The 15,909-nt window shown below is 61.1% G+C and carries 8 protein-coding genes, 1 tRNA gene, 2 rRNA genes and 2 pseudogenes (1 of these 13 only partly in view); 6 read left to right on the plus strand and 7 right to left on the minus strand.

Annotation, left to right across the window (positions count from 1 at the left end; all coding sequences use genetic code 11):
- From Sp245p_RS27660 to Sp245p_RS27670, 3 genes are all read left to right on the plus strand, one after another.
- Positions 1-1,881 (plus strand): 23S ribosomal RNA (locus Sp245p_RS27660) (it extends 867 nt beyond the left edge of the window).
- 133 nt (positions 1,882-2,014) lie between these two features.
- Positions 2,015-2,130, plus strand: a 5S ribosomal RNA gene (rrf, locus tag Sp245p_RS27665).
- Positions 2,131-2,231: 101 nt separating this feature from the next.
- Positions 2,232-2,308: transfer RNA gene (locus Sp245p_RS27670), tRNA-Met, on the plus strand.
- Positions 2,309-2,667: 359 nt separating this feature from the next.
- Here the strand turns inward: Sp245p_RS27670 and Sp245p_RS27675 are convergent.
- Entirely contained in the window at positions 2,668-5,997 is a 3,330-nt protein-coding gene (locus Sp245p_RS27675; protein ID WP_082188268.1) for a nuclease-related domain-containing protein, read from the minus strand.
- A 132-nt stretch (positions 5,998-6,129) separates the two neighbouring features.
- Here Sp245p_RS27675 and Sp245p_RS27680 point away from each other — a divergent pair.
- Both Sp245p_RS27680 and Sp245p_RS27685 read left to right on the plus strand, forming a co-directional pair.
- A pseudogene (locus tag Sp245p_RS27680) lies at positions 6,130-6,411 on the plus strand (hypothetical protein); the annotation flags it as partial.
- 191 nt (positions 6,412-6,602) lie between these two features.
- Positions 6,603-9,923 carry a DEAD/DEAH box helicase gene (locus tag Sp245p_RS27685; protein WP_014242121.1) on the plus strand — a complete coding sequence of 1,107 codons (3,321 nt, stop codon included), beginning with the start codon at positions 6,603-6,605 and terminating at the stop codon, positions 9,921-9,923.
- An 83-nt stretch (positions 9,924-10,006) separates the two neighbouring features.
- On the opposite strand, the gene Sp245p_RS27690 is transcribed toward Sp245p_RS27685, so the two are convergent.
- From Sp245p_RS27690 to Sp245p_RS27705, 4 genes and pseudogenes are all read right to left on the minus strand, one after another.
- A complete protein-coding gene (locus Sp245p_RS27690; RefSeq protein ID WP_144019290.1) occupies positions 10,007-10,288 on the minus strand; it encodes a hypothetical protein in 282 nt (93 codons plus the stop codon).
- 128 nt (positions 10,289-10,416) lie between these two features.
- Complete coding sequence (locus tag Sp245p_RS27695) at positions 10,417-10,989, minus strand: hypothetical protein (protein WP_129557245.1); 573 nt, start codon at positions 10,987-10,989, stop codon at positions 10,417-10,419.
- Positions 10,990-11,116: 127 nt separating this feature from the next.
- Positions 11,117-11,770, minus strand: a complete 654-nt coding sequence (locus Sp245p_RS27700; RefSeq protein WP_014242124.1) for a hypothetical protein — start codon at positions 11,768-11,770, stop codon at positions 11,117-11,119.
- A gap of 486 nt (positions 11,771-12,256) precedes the next feature.
- Positions 12,257-13,171, minus strand: a pseudogene (locus tag Sp245p_RS27705) (AAA family ATPase); the annotation flags it as partial.
- Between the two features lie 19 nt (positions 13,172-13,190).
- Between Sp245p_RS27705 and Sp245p_RS35510 the strand changes: the two are divergent.
- Complete coding sequence (locus Sp245p_RS35510; RefSeq protein ID WP_186466865.1) at positions 13,191-13,367, plus strand: hypothetical protein; 177 nt, start codon at positions 13,191-13,193, stop codon at positions 13,365-13,367.
- 186 nt (positions 13,368-13,553) lie between these two features.
- On the opposite strand, the gene Sp245p_RS27710 is transcribed toward Sp245p_RS35510, so the two are convergent.
- Together Sp245p_RS27710 and Sp245p_RS27715 are read right to left on the minus strand one after the other, a co-directional pair.
- Positions 13,554-14,564 (minus strand): hypothetical protein, encoded by a 1,011-nt coding sequence (locus Sp245p_RS27710; protein WP_041813149.1) that lies wholly within the window; start codon positions 14,562-14,564, stop codon positions 13,554-13,556.
- 103 nt (positions 14,565-14,667) lie between these two features.
- Positions 14,668-15,726 carry a hypothetical protein gene (locus Sp245p_RS27715; protein WP_014242129.1) on the minus strand — a complete coding sequence of 353 codons (1,059 nt, stop codon included), beginning with the start codon at positions 15,724-15,726 and terminating at the stop codon, positions 14,668-14,670.
- Positions 15,727-15,909: the final 183 nt, after the last annotated feature.

Consider the following 15,909-nt stretch of genomic DNA (forward strand, 5'->3'; position numbering starts at 1 on the left):
GCCTCGCGGCTTACCAAACCTAACCAAACTCCGAATACCGTGGAGCACAGCCCGGCAGACAGACGGTGGGTGCTAAGGTCCATCGTCGAGAGGGAAACAGCCCAGACCGCCAGCTAAGGTCCCCAAATCACGGCTAAGTGGGAAAGGATGTGGGAAGGCCATGACAACCAGGAGGTTGGCTTAGAAGCAGCCATCCTTTAAAGAAAGCGTAATAGCTCACTGGTCTAGTTAAGCCGGCCTGCGCCGAAAATGTATCGGGGCTCAAGCCGTGTACCGAAGCTGCGGATGTGATCTTTAGATCACGTGGTAGCGGAGCGTTCCGTAAGCCTGCGAAGGGTCCCCGCGAGGGTGCCTGGAGGTATCGGAAGTGAGAATGCTGACATGAGTAGCGACAAACAGTGTGAGAAACACTGTCGCCGAAAGTCCAAGGGTTCCTGCGCAAGGTTAATCCACGCAGGGTGAGCCGGCCCCTAAGGCGAGGCCGAAAGGCGTAGTCGATGGGAACCACGTTAATATTCGTGGGCCAGCGGGTGTGTGACGAATGGGAAAGCGTGTCGGGCCTTATCGGATTGGCCCGGCTGGGGACCCGTTCCAGGAAACAGCCCCCGCATCAGACCGTACCCCAAACCGACACAGGTGGACTGGTAGAGTATACCCAGGCGCTTGAGAGAATGGTGTTGAAGGAACTCGGCAAATTGCCCTCGTAACTTCGGAAGAAGAGGGCCCCGTTGTGGCGCAAGCCATGGCGGGGGGCACAGACCAGGGGGTGGCGACTGTTTACTAAAAACACAGGGCTCTGCGAAGCCGTACAAGGCGACGTATAGGGTCTGACGCCTGCCCGGTGCCGGAAGGTTAAGAGGAGGGGTTCACGCTCCGAATTGAAGCCCCGGTAAACGGCGGCCGTAACTATAACGGTCCTAAGGTAGCGAAATTCCTTGTCGGGTAAGTTCCGACCTGCACGAATGGCGTAACGACTTCCCCGCTGTCTCCAACACCAACTCAGCGAAATTGAACTCTCCGTGAAGATGCGGAGTACCCGCGGTCAGACGGAAAGACCCCGTGCACCTTTACTACAGCTTTGCAGTGGTGCTAGGGATCTCATGTGTAGGATAGGTGGGAGGCTAGGAAGCCCGGGCGCCAGCTCGGGTGGAGCCATCCTTGAAATACCACCCTTGAGGTCTCTGGCATCTAACCGCGCTCCGTTCATCCGGAGCCGGGACCCTGCATGGCGGGTAGTTTGACTGGGGCGGTCGCCTCCCAAAGTGTAACGGAGGCGCGCGATGGTGGGCTCAGAGCGGTCGGAAATCGCTCGACGAGTGCAATGGCATAAGCCCGCCTGACTGCAAGACAGACAAGTCGAGCAGAGACGAAAGTCGGCCATAGTGATCCGGTGGTTCCATGTGGACGGGCCATCGCTCAACGGATAAAAGGTACGCCGGGGATAACAGGCTGATGACTCCCAAGAGTCCATATCGACGGAGTCGTTTGGCACCTCGATGTCGGCTCATCACATCCTGGGGCTGGAGCAGGTCCCAAGGGTTCGGCTGTTCGCCGATTAAAGTGGTACGTGAGCTGGGTTTAGAACGTCGTGAGACAGTTCGGTCCCTATCTGCCGTGGGTGTCGGAGTTTTGCGAGGATCTGTCCCTAGTACGAGAGGACCGGGATGGACATACCTCTGGTGCACCGGTTGTCACGCCAGTGGCATGGCCGGGTAGCTAAGTATGGACGGGATAACCGCTGAAAGCATCTAAGCGGGAAACCCACCTCTAAACCAGAACTCCCTTGAGAGCCGTGACAGACCATCACGTCGATAGGAGGCATGTGGACGGGCGGCAACGCCTGAAGCTGAGCCTTACTAATCGCTCGATCGGCTTGATCCTTCCCAGCAGGCGGCCCGCGCGCAGCGGCAAGCCCTGGGCGCACGAGCCAACACCGCAAAGAACAAGAGCAAACGTCCTCGCTCAACGAAACCTCTGCCGTCCCTGTCCGGATGGTTCGCGTGTGCCTTGGTGACCTGGTGGTCATGGCGGGGCTCCCAACACCCGATCCCATTCCGAACTCGGCCGTGAAACGCCTCAGCGCCGATGGTACTGCGTCTTAAGACGTGGGAGAGTAGGTCGCCGCCAGGTCACCACGGCACACGCCACGCTATCCAAGGACGTGGACGCAGAAGGCTTCCAGCACACTTGACAATCGTCGTCGCACTGCCGGTTCCCAGCAGCCCAACACCCGCGGGGTGGAGCAGCCCGGTAGCTCGTCAGGCTCATAACCTGAAGGTCGCAGGTTCAAATCCTGCCCCCGCAACCAAATCCAAGCCCCTGAAAGCATTCAGCTTTCAGGGGCTTTCTACTTTCTCAGGTAGCTCCTTTCTGAACGCCTCCGGAATCAAATCGGAATCATTTGGGCGGAAATTCCCGCGCGCTTTGGCGTAGGGCTCTGGCGTAGAGTGCCGCAGCGTGGACGGGGAAATCCGCTTCGGAGAGGGGAGAGCGGCGGGTCTGTTTCAGCGACTCGCCAGCCAGTCACGCAGCTTCGACTGGCGCCGGCCCTCGTTGGAGGTCCGCACCGCGAGCGCCAGCGCCCGCTTCTACCCGACCAGTACCACCGGTCTTCAGCAAGAACGGTGAGCCGCCTCCTTTCGGGCATTCCAAGACGGACATGGGGACTTACGCTTGGCGCGGCGCCTCTTCAATCGCCTTGATGGCGTGTACCGCTGAATGCCCGTGATCGGGATGGGTCGACCAGGCTCGAAGGAGCGGGATATCGCTCGCGTTGCCGAAGCGGCCCAGGTTCGCCAGCGCCTTCTCGATTACGTCATCGACGCGGAAGAACTCGAAATACCCCGTTTGACGTGTGGGACGTTCGAGCGCTGCACGGTAGATGGCAGCAATCTCGTCCGGAAAGTCCTGGCCGAATGATGTGACGATCGGCCCCGATCCCGGAAGGAATTTCGCGCTTTCGGAGAACATGAGGTCGGGGCGGAAGAATTCCCCAACCACCGCCGCTGCTACCCCAGTTTCATGCAGCAATAGCACTGCAAGCGAACCTGCACAGTTATGCCTCCGCTCCTCTCGGGAAAGATCTTCTCGGTTCAGCCAATAGAAAATCGCACCACAGGCCAAGAGCGCATGATCAGCGGAGGATGTGGCTTCAGCAGAATGATCCGGCAACGGACAGCGCAAGCGCGCCAGTGCCGCATATGCTATTTCGAAGCCATGAATGGCATCACCTGACATGACTTCCTTCTTTGGGGGCAGGGCTGTCCAGCGCGCCAAGATGGGACCGACTGCAGGGTCAGCATACGATGCCACCTCCGCGATCAGGGGAGGTGTGAACATTGAGTTGCCTTCAGCACCCTGCGCGGCCATGAGGAGTAACGACTTCCGGTCGTCGCTCGACAAATCGTTCCATGCCTCGCAATACGCACCATCATAAGGATGGTCGAATTGTGCGTTCCACAGTCCATCTGCAACATGCCACATTACGGGATTGTTTGGTTCCGCCAATGCCGAGCTGATCTGAGCCTTGACGTTGGCGATATGTTCAGCCTGATCGTCATCCAGCGCGCCGAGCAACTTCAGCGCATCAATCATACCCGTTGAATCGAACCCGCCATTGGTGGGCATCAAGTCTTCGATGACCGCGATCAACGCGCGACGCTCGTCTTCGTTGAGCGCGTGGGCGCTCATGCCCGCCGCATGCATCAGTCCTAGCCGCAAATGATGTGCCGCTCTTTGCCAGAGGCGGTTGAGGATGTTTGGCAATACGGTTCCGAGCGAGTGAACATCGCGGTCGGAATACTTGTTCAACTCGACCAGTAAACCGACTTGGCCCGGGCTCAGGGTTTCAGAACGCAAGCGCCCAAGCAGGTTCGCGCGCGCCGCTACCTTCGGCCCATTATAGAGGTGACCGCTATGAAGAGGGCTGCTGATCTGGCTGAGAGCGATCTGAGGTTCTCCGCACCATGTGTAACTCACTGCATAGAGGCCGCTGCGCAGGGCTACCTTCTTTTCTCTCGCTTCACCAAGCAATCTGTTATGTTCTTCGTCGAGCCGTTCATCCATTTTGCCGATCAGGCTCAACACGTCATCAAGGCGCCGTCCCGCCACAAGTTCGTGTGGGATCGCCGCAAGCACTGCCCGATCCTGTGCCGTCCAGTTCTGCAGGGTCTCCGGTTTTGCCTGGACGCCCCAATGGAACTCCTCCGAGAGCTCAAACCGGACCGTTTCAACCTCTTGATCGATCCGGGCCAGCACATCGTCGCAGCGCATATTCGCCCAGAGCTGCGCGTCAGGTCCGCACTGACCGGCAAGGCAGGCTCGAATGACCCGTGCATCCGAAAGATTGGAGAGCACCCTGCGCCGAAAGCTATCGTCGTCGATCGCTCCCAGGACGAATGGCTTAATCTCGAGATGCTGCGGCAGGCGCAACGCGGCGACCACTGCATCGGGATCGTCGCCCGCACGCCGGATGATGGCTTCGGCGGCAAATATGTTTAGGAACATCTCGTGACTGAAGCTCACCCGGTCAACGCGCGTGTCCAGGATGTTCGCGCTCTGAAGCGCTTTTAGCAGGACGCCCGATACGCCCTCGCGATCCAACAACCGGTCAAGCTCCCGAACCGACAGGCTGAAACTTATGCGCTCCGTCATCATCCTGGCGATCCGCGATAAGACTCGGATGCCGTCAGAGGCGGCTGTACCGAGCCGCTCGCGCACATATGCATCGAAAAGGCCGTACTTACTCATTCCGGCCGGCAGGTGCTGCCCGAGCTGCCCGATCATACGGGCTTCGAGGCCGCTCCCCACACTGCCGAGCAGTTCCGAGAACGCATCGACGGACGCGCGACCGGCGGCCTGCTGAGCAATTGCCCGCTTCGTTCTCATGTCCGGCACCTGCACGGCGTAGGTGCGCGCGGGCAAAAGGTCATTGCGTTCAAGCGCTATCCTGCTCGATATCACTGCGGTCGCGTCATAACGCCATACCGCCGCTGCGATGCTTCGTGTGAGGCGCTGCCGCTCTGATGGCGTACACTCGTTGTACCCATCTATCACGAGTACGAGAGCCCGACCCAACAGCCGCATAGCGGATATTACCGCCGCCGCCGATCGCGCGTTGAGCAGCGCCACCTGGCGATTGACCACATCGCGCAAGTTTCCCTCGAAGTCCTTTGCCGGGATGACGATCGGCACGTCCCCGTGGCCTAATGCAGCGAGGGCGATTGTATAGGATAGAAGACTCTTTCCGCAGCCTGACTCTCCCGTCAGCAAGGCATTGCCGTTCCGCGCCGCTTGTTCCCGCACAGTATCCGAGGAAAGCGTTTCGCCATCACATACGCACGACAGCTGGATCATCGCCGAAGCGGGCGGTCCATAAGTGCGCGCAAACGCCTCGGCGTAAGCCGTGAGCAGCCGCTCGGCATCAAGCAACTTAGGGCTCAAGGCTGCATCGATTGAAGGGACAGCAATAAAGCGATGATGAGTCGCAAAGGTACGCCACCGGTCTATGGACCAGCCGCGGCGTTTCACGGAAGCAATTCGATCCGGTAAATCATCAAGACCGCCCACAGAAACCTTGAAGTCGCCCGTCGGGATTTCTGAGGCAGCCGGAATAGCCGGGACAAATATCAGAGCGGAATCGGGATATGGAGTATCTATTCCGGCAAACGCCACCATTGCATCCCGAAGCGCCAGCTTTTCATCCAGGGCCTGGACATAGGCGTTGGGAATATCTTTCCACCGGCCAGACGTGAGACGGACCTGCCAGTCGCCGTTCTCGCTCCCGCGCACGGCCGACGAGAGTGCCTTCGATTCGACGACCAAGACGCCTTGGTTGAGACCGATCACGAGATCAATCTGCCGACCGCCGAGATTCACATTGGCCAGGACAACCGCCGGGATGTCTTGTGCTGAAAGGAACTCAACGGCGCGTGCCAGGGTAGCTCGTTCGGATGCGTGCTCTATGGGCGCACCAATGAATATATTGATGGAGGCCAATCTGGGCTCCGGAATGCCATGGGGGCTTAAGGTTTGGTCCGATTATGCACCAAGGGCCGGTGTGGCACCCACCAGAGATTTTAGGTTGCTCGTCCGTCCATTCCACGTCGCCGATGAGTGGAAATTATGGTGCGCTCGGGGCATGGTCTTGTCGTCTACTGTGACCGGCTGTTCGCCATGGGGGGCGAGGGCGGCATCCTGGCCGGCGGCGTGCCGCGTCAGGCCAAGGTGTTCGGGCAGATGGAGAGCTACGACCCGGTGACCGACACCTGGCAGCACCACGCGCCGATGCCGACCCCGCGCCATGCAGTGGCGGCCACCGCCATCGGCGACTGGATCTTCGTGGCCGGCGACGGCGCGGTGCTCGGTGGCGCGGTGCAGTCCGCCGTGCATGAGACCTTCACGCTCGCCTGACCGGCCACAACAGATCGGCTTACGCGAGTTGGCGTGGCGCTGGAGGCGACTGGAGTTGTATTCCCGGAGGCCATGGTGCAGTCTGCTGGACACGGTGAACATCCCGAACACGCGGTGATGTCCTGCATCGGCAAGCGTCCGCGCCGTATCCCGTTCACCGACAGTCATAGGGTCACCTTGGGTTCCGTTCCATGCCGTCCACGCCCGATCCGGTTGCTCTGCTGAATGCCTGGCTGGCGCTGGAGGCGTTGCAGCCACAGACATTCCCGGAGCAGGACGACCTGATCAGCGACGAGCCGCCGCGCCGGAAGCGTGGGGAGCCCCGCAAGACGCCGCCCCGCCTGCTGCTGCCGTTCGACGTCAGCTCCGGCCAGATGCCCTGGGACAGCCCGGTGGGTGACCGGGTGGGGTTGAAGCTCTCCGACGAGGAGACCATCCGCTGGTATCTGCCGGTGGCCTTTGCCAAGGTGAAGCCGGCGGTCGAGTTGCTGGTCAGGAACGTCGAGCCGGATGGTCCGGAGCGGGAGCAGGCGTCGGGGGTCGCCGTGCTGGCGTTGGCTTCCTTCGACGAACGGGGCTTCCCGTCGTCCAAGGTGCTGCTGTCCAGTTTCGGCTGGGCCTGCGGAGAGGTTCTGGCCGGCCGGATATCCGGCTTGCACCGCTATCTGGACGTCCAGGACGACCTGTGCCGGGAGATCGGTGACGCGCTGATCGAACGCGCCGAGGACGGCTGCCAGATTCCGACGACCAGGCGCGGGTTCGTCCTCGGTATGACCGCGCTGGAGCGGTGCCTGAACCTGCCGAAGGAGGTGCTCGAGCGGCCGCGGGTCGCCATCCGTGTCATCGGGGACGGCGAGAAGGAGCCGGTCGACATCATCAACAGCTTCTTACTCCGCGACCTGCACCGCATCCGCACCGTCGTGCAGGCCGGTGGAGGCGGGCCGATGCTGAAAACCTATCTCGGGAACCGGCCGCCGCCGCACCGCCGCGACGTGCTGGCCGACAAGGCGCTGCTGGAGGATCTGCTGGCGCCGCGCCGGCTGCCCTTGGCCCGCTGGCCGGCTCCCAAGCCCGCCAAGCTGGTGACGTTGCAGCAGGCGGCGGTGAACGCCGCCATGCGCGATCTGGCGGATGGCGGGATGCTCTCCATCAACGGGCCGCCCGGCACGGGCAAGACGACGCTGCTGCGCGACGTCGCCGCCGCCGTGATCCTCGACCGGGCCGACGCGCTGCTCGGGTTCGAAGACCCGGCATCCGCCTTTTCGCCTGCGGACCTGGTCGCCGAAGGTGGCCGCCGGCAAACGCTCTACAGGCTGGACGCCCGGTTGCGGGGGCGTGGCATCGTGGTCGCCTCCTCGAACAACGCCGCCGTGCGGAACGTCAGCGCCGAATTGCCTCTCGCCGGAACGGTGGCTCCGGATGTCGCCGTGCGCCATTTTCCTGGCACCGCCGATGCCGTTCACGGCAAGGCGGGAAGCTGCTGGGGGCTCATCGCCGCGGTGCTCGGCAACATGGCCAACCGCACGGAATTCGTCGAGGACGCCTGGTGGCATCCGGATTGGGGGTTGGAAAAGTATCTCGCCGCGGTGACCGGGCGGGTGAAGCGCGACCGTGCGGGCGATCCGCCCCCGACGATCGTCGAGGTCGAAGCGCCGCCGCGGAACAAGGCGGCGGCCATGGAGCGCTGGCGCCAGGCTTGCCTTGACTACCGGGAGAAGCGGGCGTCGGCCGCCGGTATGCAGGCGTTGCGCGAGCAGATCCGCACGGCGCTGTGGACGGCGGCCTCGGTCCAGCAGGCCATGGACGATGCCCATGCGGCGCACCGTGCCGCGGCCGAGGATGCGGACAAGGCACGGGAAACCCGCCGCGCTGCGGAACTGGCGCTGGCGCAGCTCGACGCCGCCGTCGCCGATGCGCGCCGTCTGCTCGACGGCAACACCGCCCTTCAGCCGGTTCCTGTTTTTCGCTGGCTGGGCCTGGATGCCCGCTGGCGGCAACGGCAGGAGGAGGCGATGGACCTCCTGCGGCGCATGCTGGCCGACCAGGAGGCGGCCCGAACCGAACTGTCTGCCGCTGGGACCCGGATGGAGACGGCGGACGCACGAGCAAGAACGGCCGAGGCCGTACTGACGGCCAGCCGGGAACGATGGGCGCAGTTGCGTGACCTGGAGGCCCGGTGTCCGGAGGTCTGCGCGGGCACCCAACTCGGGCCGTCGTTCTGGAGTGGTTCCCACAAAGCCATTCACACCGCTAGCGCCTGGGCGGACCCCGATTTCACCGCGGCGCGGGATGAGATGTTCGCCGCCGCGATGCGGCTGCACCGCGCGTTCATCGACGCCGCCGCCGGGCCGATGAAGTCGAACCTCGGGCTGATGATGGATCACCTCAAGGGCAAGCGCACGCCGTCCGGCGCCGATGCCCATCTTGGCGATCTGTGGGACAGCTTCTTCCTGATGGTCCCGCTCGTGTCGACGACCTTCGCCTCGTTCGACCGGCTGATGGACGGGGTGGGTGAGGGAGCGATTGGCTGGCTCATCGTCGACGAAGCCGGTCAGGCGACACCGCAGGCGGCGGTTGGCGCCGTGTGGCGGTCGCAACGCGCGCTCATCATCGGCGATCCGCTGCAGATCGAACCGGTGTCGAAGGTTCCCACGGGTCTCGTCCGGGCAATCTGCGCCAGCTACGGGGCGCACCCCGACCTATGGGCGCCGCCGCGGGCGTCGGCGCAGACCCTCGCCGACGCCGTCAGTCCGCTGATGGCCCGCATGGGCGCGGGCGCCGACGTCCGGGAGATCGGTTTTCCGCTTCTCGTGCACCGCCGCTGCCAGGACCCGATGTTCTCGATCTCGAACGAGATCGCCTATGGCGGATTGATGGTGCATGCGGCGGGGGATCCGGCGTCCCCCGTCGCCGACGCCCTGTCGCCGTGGCTTGCCGGCAGCGCCTGGATCGACGTCCGGTCCAACGCCGAGAAATGGAGCAAGGCGGAAGGCGAGGCGGTCGTCGATCTCCTGCGGAAGCTGGGCGTCCGGGGCATATGGAAGCCCAGCCTGTACATCATCTCCCCCTTCCGGGCTGTGGCGGACAAGCTCAGGAGCTTCGTGCTCAAGAGCGGCGTCCTCGACGAGCTGGGCATCGAGGGAAAGAAGCCGAAGGAGGATTGGGGAAGAGCGCACATCGGGACGGTCCACACCTTCCAGGGCAAGGAGGCGGAGGCCGTGCTGCTGGTCCTGGGAGCCTCGGCGGAGACCAGCCGCGGATCGCGGAACTGGGCAGGCGGGACGCCGAACATCCTGAATGTCGCCGCCACGCGAGCGAAAAAGGCGATGTATCTCGTCGGCTCTCACGCTGCCTGGGTCAACACCGGGGTGTTCGCCGTCGCGGCCGCAGCACTCCCCGTCGTGTCTTGGCCGTTCGACCTGCGTGAACCTCCCGGTGAAGGCGATGAGCTGCCCTTTGAATTGGAAGACGTTGTCGACGAGAAGGAAGGCACCTTGTCATTGGTGGAATGATGTGCTCGCCCGCGGCCGACGCAGAGGTGTGCCGGTGATGGGAATGCGGCATGGTGGCCGCACCTGCTGTCGGGAGGTGGAAATCACCCTTGCAGAGATTGGATCAGCATTCCCCAGAACAACTCCGCGGCACCTTTGGCGGTGAGCTTTGCATCGTGGTTGGCTCCCACGTACGAAGCCCGTCCCATCGGTCTGAAGTGGAGGCTCTGGCTGCTTGCGTCCACCGAGACGCTTTCGTTCCAGGAGTTGTCGCTACCGGTGTCGTTGTGGGCGAAGAGGATGTCGCCGCCGAACCTTCCGCCGATGCCGCCCAGCCAGATCCGGCAGGCGGACATGCGCTTACCGCTTCGAAAGATGGTCGCCAAGAAATGGTTGGCGTCGATGCGGCGGAACGACGTTTGTGAATCGGTGTGGGGTCCTGACGCCGATCGGCACAGAAACGCGTTGATAATAATGGAAACTGTGGGGTGCCAGCTGCGCGCTGTTTCACAAGCTATTTCCGTTTCGCGACCATCGCCACCTGCCAGAACGCTGCCGTTGCGCGAAAATAGCGTGCAAGGTCATCGTCTGAGATACGCATGGTATGCACTCGCAGCCCGGATCCAAAATACCGGTCTTTAAGACCGCAATCGACATGGCTCCAGAACTCAGGTCTGGTCTCGGAAAGCTTAATCGCCGAATTCCCATCGCCATGACGGGCAACATTCACCACGTTCCAAAGCTCTTGCAGGTCTGCCCCTTCAGGGAGCGCATTCAGGTCAAGAGATTTGATTTCACGCAGTAGAATAGTCAATTTCTCAAAATTGGACTTCTCAATAACATACCTTTGTTGTTTTGCTGTGGCTGCAAGCCAGAAGCGTAGTTGGCGCTCAAACGTCGCTCCCATGATGAGCGCAAATGATAGGCGAGCTTCATAGCAGAGCGCATTGTGTGAATTGTCCGTGGCGATCTGAGTAATGAACTTATGGGGGCCACCGACTTCTTCTCGTGGCATTGGTTTCAGCTCTGCAAGCGCTGGGGCGACCACCCGATCAAAAAAACACTTCCCCTCATGAAGGAAAATCAATGCCTGACTATCCCGCCTTGATCTCATTCGTATTCCATGTCCCGGTACCCGCCTCCGCCGTGAGCGGGGCGTCGTGCAGGCTCCGGTTTCGGCCCGACGTCCGCCGCTCATATCTGTGCCGTTACCCCTAGGACCGCTTCGCTGGCGAGAACCGCATCGCACCTTTAAGGGCGATGAACATTTCATCGGCCAACGACAGCGCCGCGTCGATCGTCAGATGATCGATCTGTCCGACGAATGCCGATCCCTCAAACATCGCCTTATTGGGAGCGGCCAAGCGCTGGAAGGTCTTGTACATCCCGTCCAGCAGCGCATTACTGGCTTCTGTTGCAACGACATCGTCGTGACGAGTGTCGGTCGAGATGCAATCCCAATCGATCCGCGCGTATTTTCGGCGGGGTGTGACGTAGACATATGGAATGTCTCGCCGCTGGCATTCGCGAAACCACAAATCCATGGCGGGGATATCGCCGTCGCGGAATATGCGCCACAACCCCTTGGGAAGCTTCGGCGATCGGACGATGGCCGGCAGGACGCCGCCATCGACCATATACCCAAGCCCTGCGAGTCGGGCGAGGAACCGGCTGTCATCGACCCGTGCGACCTCTGGCCAGCGCGGATCGCATTCCCGTATCGCGGCAACCAGGGCCATGTGGGTATGGTACCCGCATCCTGCGGCAAGCGCCTCCGACAGGTGGGAAGACCTCACCCCTTCACAGCGCTGCCGTAGGGACTGCTTCACGAACTCAAGATTCAGCTGGGTAAGAGCAAGAGCCGCCATCCGATCATTCCTTCATTCGGTCGATGTCCGCCGATTACGCATCGACCTTGGGGAAGGTCATGACGAGGGGGAAGCACATGCAGTCCTCTTTAACCCGGCGGCAGGTCAGGCGAGACGGCCACGGTCACGATAGCTGCCAGCAACTATGTATGCAATGGCCATTTGCTCAACTTTCCTAAGGCGCGTTTGTGGCGCGTAGCTGCATTGTCCGGATGTCGTTCCAATGGCGTCTGGAAACATTCGCTCAATTGTGTGCTGATCACTCGACAGTGAACCACGCCGGGTTTGCCAAAGGCCCCGACTTTTATGGACTGATCTGGAAAGGAAGGCGAGGCGCATGCAGTCTTCCCGTGGCAGACCATGCTGCGAGCCTGGGGATCTCGGTTTCGATCAACCGCAAGAATCGTTGGTTGCGCGCCCCGCAACCAGATCCAAATCCCTAAAAAACAGTTTTTATGGACTGTCCATATCCGGAATCGCTTACCGGGGTAGGGCGCGCAGCAGCGCCGCTATCAGCGGCACGTCGACCATTGAGGTCTCGTCCACCACCAGCAGGTCGCGCTCCAGCGGGGCCTCGGCGCCGCGCCGGAAACCGCCGTTGGCCGGGTCGGTCTCGAGCAGCCGGTGGACGGTCCTGGCCTCCAGGCCGGTGGTCTCCGATAGCCGCTTGGCCGCCGGTCCGGTCGGGGCGCACAGCGCCACGCGCACGCCCTTGGCGGTGAGGATCGTCATGATCGAGCGGATAAGCGTGGTCTTACCGACGCCGGGGCCGCCGGTCCCCACCAGAACCTTGGAGGCCAGCGCCCTGGTCACCGCCTCCTTTTGGCTGGCCGCCAGGACGATGCCGAGCTTCCCCTCCGCCCAGGGGATGGCCTTGCCGGCGTCTATCGCCCCCCAAGGAGGGTTCGCCGTCGGCCAGGGCTGTCAGCCGGTCGGCGATCTCGCGCTCGGCGTGCCACAGGTGCATCAGGAAGATGCAGCGCCGCTCCTTCACCGTGTCGGCGACCACGCTGCCCTCCGCGATCTCCAGCCGCACGGCCTCGGCCAGCGTCGGCTGCGGGATGTCCAGCAGATCTCCGGCCAGCGTCAGCAGCTCGTCCTCGGACAGGCCGCAGTGGCCGTTGGACACCGCCTCCAGCAGGGCATAGGAGACGCCGCCCGCGCCCGAATCATCGAGTCCTTGGGGATGCCCAGGCGCTCGGCGATGGCGTCGGCGGTGCGGAAGCTGATGCCGCGGATGTCGCGGGCCAGCCGGTAGGGATTCTCGGTCACCAGCGGGATGGCGTCGGCGCCGTAGGTCTTGAAGATGCGCACGGCGCGCGACGTGCCGACACCGTGGCTCTGCAGGAAGACCATGATCTCCCGCACGATCTTCTGCTCGGCCCAAGCGCGGGTGAACCGCGCCCCTGGGACGCAGGACATGGGCGTCATCACTGAACGCCAGGATGCCCTTGACCGGTTCCTTGACGACCTTGCGGCGTTCGCTGCGCTCTGCCAGTTCATGCTCACACAACGCGGTCAGGAAGCGCGCCGCTTCCCATCTCCCATGGTCGACCCGGTCGGCGAAGCCCGGCCAGAGCCGGCTGATCGTCGGTAGGCGCAGGGAGGACATCGTAGATGTGCACCTTCGCCCCTGTCGCGCCAGCAGCGAGAACTGCACGAGGTTTCAATCCACGCTTCCACACGGGAGGCGACATGTTTCGCGGTCGAGAGAGACCCATTTCGCGAGGATATCGAGCGCGGCTCCCCATAAAATCCGGCCTGATCCACTTGATCATTCGCATCAGATTAGAGCGTCGCCACCTACGTCGGTCCGACTTGCCCTGATCTTCTCGTCCAGTTTTTCCGGACGCAGCACATAAGTTAGGATTTCGAGGGAGCGCGGGCCAAATAGGTATTTTTGGGTGACGGGTTCTAGGGAGGACATTTGATCCACGATTACCGTCTGACCATTCAGATATGACACCAAGTCAGCTGTCTGGAACGTCGGTCCCTTCCAGAAGCTGATCTGCTCGTCTCCGATGCCGATGTAGCCGCGGAGAACAACATTGATGAACTCATGGGCGTGCCGCACTGGATGGCCGCTCATCTTGGCGCCGTGGAAAACACGGTTGGCGATGACGATGCCGGTATGGATCGCGGTGGTGGGTTGCACGTTCCAGCCAAGCTTTTTGAACAGGGCTTTCTGGTTGGCGATCGCCTGGAATGTCGTATTGCGGAGCGTCAGTTGGTGGTCCGCCTTCTCAATATGCTCGAAACTGTTCCGCATTTCGTGAGCGTTACAGGGGAGGTAGGCGTTCTTGCATTCGAACAGGAACAAGGTGTCATCCCGCCAAGCGACGATATCGGTCTCCACCTCTTTGCCGCTGATTCTGATTTTGGCCTCAACTTCGACCTTGAACCCCGCCTCCGCGAGAGCGTCGGCCACCGCTTTCTGCATCGGGTCGATGGTTCCCGCGACCAGATCGGTCCGCAGCTTGTTGGCGGTGACGATGTTACGGACTAGATTCGAAGCGGCCACGAGGTGCGGTGCAATGACGACATGATCGCCTATAACGATGATGGGTGTGTATTGCAGATCCACGAAGGTGCGGTTTTCGCCCAAGGTCAGATAGTCGACCAACTCCTTGGTCTTCTCATAATCGTGGAAGATCAAGTTGAGCTGGTTGACGATTTCATCGCGCGGCATGATGAACACCGTCGAACGATAGGTCAGCAATAATCTCTCGGGATCGGTAAAACCCTCAAGTCTCTTCTGATAGATGCAGCTAAGAAAGCGAAAATACCGCTGCATTTTGAAAATATCCTCGGAGGAGATCCGGTCGGATATTTTATAGGTTGGCGCCGTTTCCTTATTGTCGAAATTGTCGACATCCAGCGCTAGGAGGTTTTCGATCTCATCTCTGAAGCGCTGGTGGGTGGAGAACAGGTCGAAGATTTGGGGGGGCGGTCGGAAGGCGGAGTGTCAATCTCTTGATCGGCTTGTCGACAATTGTGACAACCTGTTCGAGTGTCCCCGTGCGACACCCTTGATTGACAAATTCTTTGATGGAAACCGGTGCATCAAGCTCCTCCAGCATTTTCAAGCGCTTGAGGAGCTGGAACTGGGACTGGATGTAGCCGAGGCGTACCGATTTCTCGATGTCCGGGTCAATGGATGACACAGTGACAGAAGTTCCACTCAAGACGGCATGGTACGGAAGATTGTCGATGGTGGCCTCGGCCTCCCGAAATTTGTTGATCTTGGCTGCCACGACCAGCAGTCGATAATAGGGGAGATCGGTCGTCTTGATTAATTTTTCGTCGACAAGATTGCAGGTCTCCGCTGTAAGCTTGAACATCTCCCGATACATTGACAACACCAGGGATGCCGCCTCGCTAAAATCCTCGGCGGAGTAGTGCTGCGGCTCCTCCGAGTCTATTTCGGGGTGATGAACCCAGCCGAAATAGAAGACGTTGTTCACCAGAACGAGGATCGTCTTGATCACCTCGTCCTTGCGGAGCTGCAGGAAATCAGCAAGGTCATCATGCAACTTGCGAACATTTGGCGCCAGCCGGGTCAGTGCCTGGACCGACTCGAGATAGGCGAAGCGATCCGGATGAAGGGTCAGCAGGGGCCGAATCTGAAGGATCGCCGTGGCGATGTGGCCGACGAGGGAGCCTTGGTACGCATAGCGCGAAGCGCGGAACAGCCCGACGCGGCGAATCTCCGCGATGGTGAACTCTGCGTCGGTGATAACGAGAGCCAGCGCGGTGGCCATGGCCTCGCGCCGCTGGTTCTTCACGAGATAGTTGCCGAGATCCTTGAGGTGCCGCTTCAGCTCTCTGTCGAATTCCTTCTGAGAGCCTTGGGGGCGTATCGGCCGCTTGCCCGCCGTCAGCGCCTGCGCAGCGGCCACAATCGCCGCCTTGGTCTTCTTTGCGAGTAACCACCCGATAAGTTTGTCAATGGTCATTGCGTTCCCTTATGAACCACCCACGAAGCTAACGCGCGAGAAACATTCTCGCTACTATAACGAGATTATCATCGAAATCTGGACGCAGGAGAGAGATTTTAATCTGCGCTGTATGTATGCTCTCGGCTGACATAATCTTTATCAATAATGCCGTATAAGGGTGCTTCACGGTCGGTCTGCATG

The organism is Azospirillum baldaniorum (assembly GCF_003119195.2).
Classification (GTDB): Bacteria; Pseudomonadota; Alphaproteobacteria; order Azospirillales; family Azospirillaceae; genus Azospirillum; species Azospirillum baldaniorum.

Bases quoted from the DNA above. Each gene is read 5' to 3' on its own strand.
- Sp245p_RS27700 (WP_014242124.1), bottom strand. From the start codon at position 11,770: ATGGCGGCTCTTGCTCTTACCCAGCTGAATCTTGAGTTCGTGAAGCAG.
- Sp245p_RS27685 (WP_014242121.1), top strand. From the start codon at position 6,603: ATGCCGTCCACGCCCGATCCGGTTGCTCTGCTGAATGCCTGGCTGGCG.
- Sp245p_RS27710 (WP_041813149.1), bottom strand. From the start codon at position 14,564: ATGCAGCGGTATTTTCGCTTTCTTAGCTGCATCTATCAGAAGAGACTT.
- Sp245p_RS35510 (WP_186466865.1), top strand. From the start codon at position 13,191: ATGGGCGTCATCACTGAACGCCAGGATGCCCTTGACCGGTTCCTTGAC.
- Sp245p_RS27715 (WP_014242129.1), bottom strand. From the start codon at position 15,726: ATGACCATTGACAAACTTATCGGGTGGTTACTCGCAAAGAAGACCAAG.